Origin of the sequence: Psychrobacter submarinus (assembly GCF_904846685.1) — a bacterium.
Classification (GTDB): Bacteria; Pseudomonadota; Gammaproteobacteria; order Pseudomonadales; family Moraxellaceae; genus Psychrobacter; species Psychrobacter submarinus.
The window spans coordinates 1-6,171 of record NZ_CAJHBQ010000006.1; the positions used below are offsets into that span (position 1 = coordinate 1).

Annotated in this window: 10 protein-coding genes; 6 read left to right on the top strand and 4 right to left on the bottom strand. The window is 38.5% G+C overall.

The annotated features are described in order from the left end of the window. Nucleotides 1-215: 215 nt before the first annotated feature. Nucleotides 216-503: a BrnT family toxin gene (locus JMY03_RS12950; protein WP_201604251.1), complete on the top strand. Its 288-nt coding sequence runs from the start codon at nucleotides 216-218 to the stop codon at nucleotides 501-503. Continuing rightward, nucleotides 490-786 (top strand): hypothetical protein, encoded by a 297-nt coding sequence (locus JMY03_RS12955; protein WP_227675636.1) that lies wholly within the window; start codon nucleotides 490-492, stop codon nucleotides 784-786. Before JMY03_RS12950 ends, JMY03_RS12955 begins: the two co-directional genes overlap by 14 nt. Before the next feature lie 76 nt (nucleotides 787-862). Here JMY03_RS12955 and JMY03_RS12960 read toward each other — a convergent pair whose 3' ends face one another. From JMY03_RS12960 to JMY03_RS12975, 4 genes are all read right to left on the bottom strand, one after another. Next, on the bottom strand, nucleotides 863-1,123 hold the full coding sequence (locus JMY03_RS12960) for a hypothetical protein (RefSeq protein WP_201604255.1): 261 nt from the start codon (nucleotides 1,121-1,123) through the stop codon (nucleotides 863-865). A 79-nt stretch (nucleotides 1,124-1,202) separates the two neighbouring features. After that, nucleotides 1,203-1,469 (bottom strand): hypothetical protein, encoded by a 267-nt coding sequence (locus JMY03_RS12965; RefSeq protein ID WP_201604257.1) that lies wholly within the window; start codon nucleotides 1,467-1,469, stop codon nucleotides 1,203-1,205. Nucleotides 1,470-1,478: 9 nt separating this feature from the next. Further along, nucleotides 1,479-1,967, bottom strand: a complete 489-nt coding sequence (locus JMY03_RS12970; protein WP_201604259.1) for a hypothetical protein — start codon at nucleotides 1,965-1,967, stop codon at nucleotides 1,479-1,481. A 568-nt stretch (nucleotides 1,968-2,535) separates the two neighbouring features. Then, nucleotides 2,536-2,955 carry a hypothetical protein gene (locus JMY03_RS12975; protein WP_201604261.1) on the bottom strand — a complete coding sequence of 140 codons (420 nt, stop codon included), beginning with the start codon at nucleotides 2,953-2,955 and terminating at the stop codon, nucleotides 2,536-2,538. A gap of 63 nt (nucleotides 2,956-3,018) precedes the next feature. Between JMY03_RS12975 and JMY03_RS12980 the strand changes: the two genes are divergently transcribed. The 4 genes from JMY03_RS12980 to JMY03_RS12995 all read left to right on the top strand — a co-directional run. Further along, complete coding sequence (locus JMY03_RS12980; protein WP_201604263.1) at nucleotides 3,019-3,699, top strand: type IV secretion system protein; 681 nt, start codon at nucleotides 3,019-3,021, stop codon at nucleotides 3,697-3,699. Nucleotides 3,700-3,705: 6 nt separating this feature from the next. Further along, nucleotides 3,706-3,933, top strand: a complete 228-nt coding sequence (locus JMY03_RS12985; protein ID WP_201604265.1) for an EexN family lipoprotein — start codon at nucleotides 3,706-3,708, stop codon at nucleotides 3,931-3,933. A gap of 20 nt (nucleotides 3,934-3,953) precedes the next feature. Then, on the top strand, nucleotides 3,954-5,057 hold the full coding sequence (locus tag JMY03_RS12990) for a type IV secretion system protein (RefSeq protein ID WP_201604267.1): 1,104 nt from the start codon (nucleotides 3,954-3,956) through the stop codon (nucleotides 5,055-5,057). Between the two features lie 402 nt (nucleotides 5,058-5,459). Beyond that, on the top strand, nucleotides 5,460-6,171 hold a 712-nt coding region (locus tag JMY03_RS12995), incomplete at its 3' end, for a replication initiation protein (protein ID WP_265089655.1).

Sequence of the window (6,171 nt, forward strand, 5' to 3'; positions counted from 1 at the left end):
AGTTTATGAACGACTATAACGATCATCCAAGTCTTAGCTATGACGGTAAAATGAATACAGACACGTTCAAGCGTGAAATGTTTAATATCATACAGCGAGAGCCTGAAAGCTTTAAAAAGTCAAACAAAACACTTGAAAGCTACTTACCAAAAGTCAGTCAGGGCAAGTAACCAGGAATTATCAGCCAACAAAGTGCATACTGACAGAGAGGGCAGATGAGTATTACATTTGAATGGGATGAACAAAAAAACATCATCAATCAGCGCAAGCACCGTTTATCCTTTGAAGCAGCAACACGGGTATTTTTAGATCCCTTGTGTCTGCGTCAACAAGACAGGTATGAGAATGGCGAAGAACGGTGGCAAGCGTTGGGTACAGTAGACGGTACAGCTGTCCTACTGGTAGCCCACACACAAACAGATATAGACGGTGGTGAGATCATACGCATTATCTCTGCAAGGCGTGCCACAAAGATTGAAAGGAGACTGTATGAACAAGGTTAGCTATCACATAGACGAATTACCGCCACTAACAGCTAAGCAGCAAGCAGACTTAGAACATCTAGCAACGCTTAGCGATGATGACATTGATCTATCAGACATTCCAGAAGTCACCGACTGGTCAGATGCTATCCGTGGCAGTATCAGATCGCAAGCGCTTCCTACAGAAGCTAGTGTCATTAGCCCAAGTATCCTTGCCAAATTCAAGGACAGAGCCAAGCAGACAGGTGGTAACTATCAGGACATGATCAACGATGCTCTAGAAGAATACTTAACCGATCACTAGGCATCGATTGCTAAGCAAGATAAACAAAAGAATTAATACATTTCACCCCTACAGCAGTAGGGGTGACCTTAGGACGTTAAGAGGTTTGTTTTTCTATGATTATGACCGTATTCCCTGTCTTTTCGTATGCGTATGATGAAACCACACGATAGCCCAACTGGTATAACTCCCTGATGGTCATGTACTGCCCATTCCCTACCGTAGAACAACGGTATTGAGCTTTAGAGCCATAATCGCCCGCAGTACAAGCATCGCCTTCTAAGGCTGCATTTGAAAGGGTTGGCATTGATAATAGCGCTACTGAAAATAAAGCTGGTATTACTCTTTGCAGTTTCATTTGATAAGTCCTGTTAAATCAGAGTGCTTGGAATTATACATTACTTATCGGCATATGTAGGCAATTTTGACTTATGCTTCTAGTTTTGAGCGCCTAACTCGCTAAGGAACTGATCGACATTCCCTTCAATATCTTTTGCCATAGCGTGAAGATCTGAAGTAGAGTAGTTTCCTAGCTCGTTTCTTTCGTCCATGATTTCAAATAGCTTTGTTCTCACAGCGTTTTCATAGGTTGTGTCCTCGATCAAGACAAGGTTAAGCGTTACGATAGCTCTATCATAAGCTTCTTGGGTGGCTTCAAGCTGAAGGCTTTGACTACTGGCCACTGATACACCTGACATACTCATAAATTACTCCTACTCTTTATTCAGAATCGACTTGTTAGCTAATTTTATCTTCATTTCCTCTAAAGCAGCATCTAAGTCTTCATCTGTATCTGAATTACTACCCTCCGAGCTTTCAATCTCTGTTCGTTCGATAGAGACAGTATCGGTAGCTTTCCTATCGAACAGCGACTTATTCTGTTGGCGCTCTTTAAATCTCGCTAGTGCCTCATCTGCGGTCATTTTAGGTTCTATAGGATTTTGATCTTCGGCCACTTTTTCAGTTTTTTGCTGTCTAAGATTGATTTTGTCTTGACCACTAAAATTATCTGTAGCTACAGATAATTCCTTTGATTGTTTTTTATAGCGGTAGAGATAGCTCCTTAGCGTAGAAACCGACAATTCTAAATCATGGCTTTCAGCCAGTATCTCAACTACCCCTTCATGAGTGTAAGTATCGAGCAAACTCTCAATCACATCATACAGCGACCGAAATTTTGAAAATTTTGTTCTTTTAGCCATCGTTATTCACCTATAACAGCACCAACATTGATTACCCGTCTTTTGCAGTAGAATTGCAGTCATTACGCAGTAATAATGCAGCATATATGCAGTAGAATTGCATCATTATAGGTTATTTGCCTCATTTATGCAGTAGAAATGCAGTTATTTTGCAGTAATAACGCAGTAGTAACGCTCTTATAAGCCTTTTTCTTGCAAAAAGTCTTACTACAGGTGAAAAATACCTGATTTTTTCACCCGCTTTTGGTCATAAAATCATTCGATTTTATGACTACACCATACGCACCCTAAAGGGAATGCCACAACTCCATACATCACAAGGGTTTCAGGGGATACACATCGTTCAAAAGTGTATGCACAGTGCAAACAATATGATTGCTAAGTCTTTATTTATAAGGGTATAGCTGTTTGCATACTGCAAACAGCCTTGATTTATAAGCCTAGAATTCACCGTTAGTAGAAAGTTAGTAAAAAGGCATTAAAAAGTTAGTAGAAAGTTAGTAAAGCGTCATTATTATATTTTTTTAAAAGTTGTACTTACGTTATATTAAAAAAATATTTTAGTGTCTTAATTTTCTATAGATAAAAATCTATTTATCCTAGATGTTCTATACAGCTCGTAAAATTTACTTGATATTAGAATAAGTGAAACAGTGATTATTACTTTACCTAGCTGTCTTGTGTCATCAGAAAAGACTATGCTTATAGCTAAAAATATTGAGACAAATACAAGTACTATAGCGATGGGTAAATATACGCGCTCTTCTCTGATATACACGTCTTCCGTGCCTTTACCATCAATACCTATCTTTGAAAGTTCATTTTTTGCTATCAGCAGATCCTCGTGATCAAGCTCTGAAATATTCCCATATTTCTTTATCGTTGAACTTCTCTCTCTTGCTTTAAAGAAGACTCTATTCGTATAGAAAAAAAGTAATATTGATGTTACAGCTATTAAAAAATATAGAAAAATAGAAAAGTTGTCCATTGATATTCCTGTCCGCATTTTATTATAGTAGTATATCAATTATATTTATTTGAGACATATGATATGAAAAACAAACTATTAACAGCTGTATTATCAGCGTCAATGGTATTGCCATTGACCGCCCTACCAACTATCCAGGCTCAAGCAGCTGGTGTTCCAGTATTTGATGCCAGTGGCTTTGCTCGTCAAATGCTGGAATTGCAAGAAGCTTATAAGCAAGTAGCGCAAGCCCAAGCGCAATTTGAACAATTTCGCGGCACTCGTGATGTAGGCGCACTATTTAACCAGTATGGTAAATATCTGCCTAGTGAAATGCAGGGGATGTATAGAGACTACCAAACAGGTAACTGGCAGGGCTTGGCAGAAAAAATTGACCGTTTGCAAAATAGCCAACGACTCACAGGCACACAAAAGCAGCAAATGCAGCAATTGCTTGAACAAGAAAAACGTGCATCTTTGGAAAACAAAGTAAAGCTTGATGATATGTATGCTCGTAGTGTCGATCGCTTCAATCAGATCCAGCGCATGGCCAACTCTGTTGATTTGCAAAATGACCCTAAAGCAGCTGCGGATCTTCTAAACCGTATTCAAGTTGAGAGCGCAATGCTTAGCTTGCAAAACAATCAGCTGCAAATGGCCAAGATGCTACGTGAGTCTGAAAAGGATTTACAGGCTCAAAAACGTAAAGATCGATCGAGAAGATTTAACGAGACGTCTTCAGATAAGAACGTACAGCAGTGGTGATTTACTATGAAAAAATTATTAATTCTTCCTGTTTGCTTAATTTTATTTGGCTGTAGCCAACAAACTGAAACCTATACAGCTGAATACCTCTATGAGAATGAAGAAGTGCGTGATCAGGTCTTAGCTGATTGCAAAGAGAACAAGCAAAGTAGTGAAAATTGTGCAAACGCTGAAGCAGCTAAAGCAAAACGATTTAATGAAACGTCTGTAGATAAGAACGTACAGCAGTTTTAAAGCTAATAAGGTGATTGATCATGGCTGAATATTCAGGCCAAAGTACAAACTTTCTAAGTAAGACGTTTGAAGTGCTTGATGATGCGTTAAGCTCTTTTGCTCAAAATTTTTCATCAAATATAGCGGCAGAAATTGCACCGCTGGTCATGGGTGGAATAACACTGTCTTTTATTCTTTTGGGCATTATGGCCATTAGAGGAATGCTTGATCGCCCCTTTACTGAAGTGGCCACTAAGATGATGTGGGCGTCTATCATTACTTCTATTGCATTAACTTCAGCTGTGTATCAAAGCTACATTATCGACGTATTTCTTACCATGCCTGATGATCTAATCGTTTCCTTATCGGGTGCAGTTAATAACACAAGCGTTGAAAGCGGACAGACAGCAGCAGGTACTATTGAAGATCTATTTAGTCTCGGTGCATACAATGCCGGCCTTTATTTTAATGAGGCCAGTATGAATCCGATAGATGCTAACTTAGCGCCTTATCTCTATGGCGCGTTAGTGCTGCTAGGAACGATACTTTGTGTTGTGATGGGTGCGCTATGGCTTATTATCGCCAAAGTTGTCCTTGCACTTATGCTAGGAGTCGGGCCGATCTTTATTTGCTGTCTTATCTGGCCATCTATTCGTCAGTATTTTTTCTCTTGGGTTGGTCAAATCTTGAATACCATCCTAACAGTCATCTTTGTGCTTGCAGTATTTTCAATTTTCGCAGGTATTTTTGAAGCGGGGTTAACTGCATTAGTAGTTGACGAGGGAGAGCAGCAGTTAATGAATGCGAGCGTATACACGTTTTTAGGTGTCTTATGTATGGGTGTACTGATTGTTATACCGCAGTATGTTCAACAGCTTGCAGGGGCAGCTGGTGGCGCTGTGGGAACAGCTATGGCTAAGGTTAGTGGTGGTTCAGCATCAGCTGGTAGTAAAAGCACTTCAGGCGGTGCTGGTGCTGTCAGAACAGGTATTGCTGGTAAGTCTGCGGCAGGAGCTTATCAAAAGAGTCGTAGCGAAGGTGCTGGAGCGTTTAAAGCTGCTAGAGGTGCAAGGCATGAGTTCAATAAATCAAAACAGGAAATGAAACAAGGCTATCCTGATTACTTTAGAAAGGGTACTAGGTAATCAGTTAACTCCATTTGCTAAATATTTCTAGCTTCCAATCTGCTGATTGGAAGCTTTTTTAAGCTCTAATTTTTCATTTTTTTTCATTCGCTATCTTTAGAGGTTTTTATTTAATCCTGTTTAATCCTGTTTAATCCTGTTTAAGAGCCATTTTTTACCTTTAAAATCAATGGTTTACGAGGAGAAAAACCACTAAATGAGTCAAAAAACCACTAAATGAGTCAAAAAACCACTAAATGAGTCAAAAAACCACTAAATGAGTCAAAAAACCACTAAATTAAAATCATGTTGCTTTTAATGTTTTTAATGATAATATAGTTTATATATTATTAGCATGAGATACAGGATATGGAGAACAACTTAGTCGTACAGTCAAATGATTTAGTAATGGCTACATACATCATGACAACGAAAGAAAAAGAGTTACTATTAGCTTGTATTAGTCAGATAGATAGCCGACCAGATGCACCAAGCATTAGCAAGCAGACTAAATTCACAATTACTACAGATGATATGAAAGCTTTGTTTTACAAGGATACTACTGCAAAAAATGTCTATCGTGACCTTGAACAAGCATCAAATAGACTCTTCGAAAGAGAGGTTGCTATTGAGCTACCTAATGATGAAAAATTAAGAACTCGGTTTGTTAGCGGTTGCCATTTTAGTCCGAATAACGGTGAGGTTAAGCTAGCCTTTGCTGAAGATATTCTGCCGTATCTCACCCAAATAAAAGCTAATTTTACTAAATATAAGTTATTAGAAATCAGTGAGTTATCAAGTATTCATGCCATACGTTTATATGAATTAATTGTATGTTGGTTGGGTCAGTATCAGTACAGCAAAAGTTACGACTTAGATGATTTTAAATATATTATGGGAGTAGCTGATAAGTACCAAAAATTTAGTCAGTTGAAAAAACGTGTCATAGAAACTGCTGTCGATGAAATCAACGAGAACACAAACTATAAGGTTACTGTAGAGTACATCAAAAAGAGTAGGGGCAAGGGTTTTCAAGGCTTAACGCTCAAATTTCATAAGAAAACATTAGATAAACTTACAGATGCAGACGGTGCACTTTCAAAAGAAAAGATCCAATCCATCGTTGATAACGTAC

Excerpts from the sequence above, each read along its gene's own strand:
- JMY03_RS12950 (WP_201604251.1), top strand. The coding sequence starts at position 216 with ATGAGTATTACATTTGAATGGGATGAACAAAAAAACATCATCAATCAG.
- JMY03_RS12955 (WP_227675636.1), top strand. The coding sequence starts at position 490 with ATGAACAAGGTTAGCTATCACATAGACGAATTACCGCCACTAACAGCT.
- JMY03_RS12960 (WP_201604255.1), bottom strand. The coding sequence starts at position 1,123 with ATGAAACTGCAAAGAGTAATACCAGCTTTATTTTCAGTAGCGCTATTA.
- JMY03_RS12965 (WP_201604257.1), bottom strand. The coding sequence starts at position 1,469 with ATGAGTATGTCAGGTGTATCAGTGGCCAGTAGTCAAAGCCTTCAGCTT.
- JMY03_RS12970 (WP_201604259.1), bottom strand. The coding sequence starts at position 1,967 with ATGGCTAAAAGAACAAAATTTTCAAAATTTCGGTCGCTGTATGATGTG.
- JMY03_RS12975 (WP_201604261.1), bottom strand. The coding sequence starts at position 2,955 with ATGGACAACTTTTCTATTTTTCTATATTTTTTAATAGCTGTAACATCA.
- JMY03_RS12980 (WP_201604263.1), top strand. The coding sequence starts at position 3,019 with ATGAAAAACAAACTATTAACAGCTGTATTATCAGCGTCAATGGTATTG.
- JMY03_RS12985 (WP_201604265.1), top strand. The coding sequence starts at position 3,706 with ATGAAAAAATTATTAATTCTTCCTGTTTGCTTAATTTTATTTGGCTGT.
- JMY03_RS12990 (WP_201604267.1), top strand. The coding sequence starts at position 3,954 with ATGGCTGAATATTCAGGCCAAAGTACAAACTTTCTAAGTAAGACGTTT.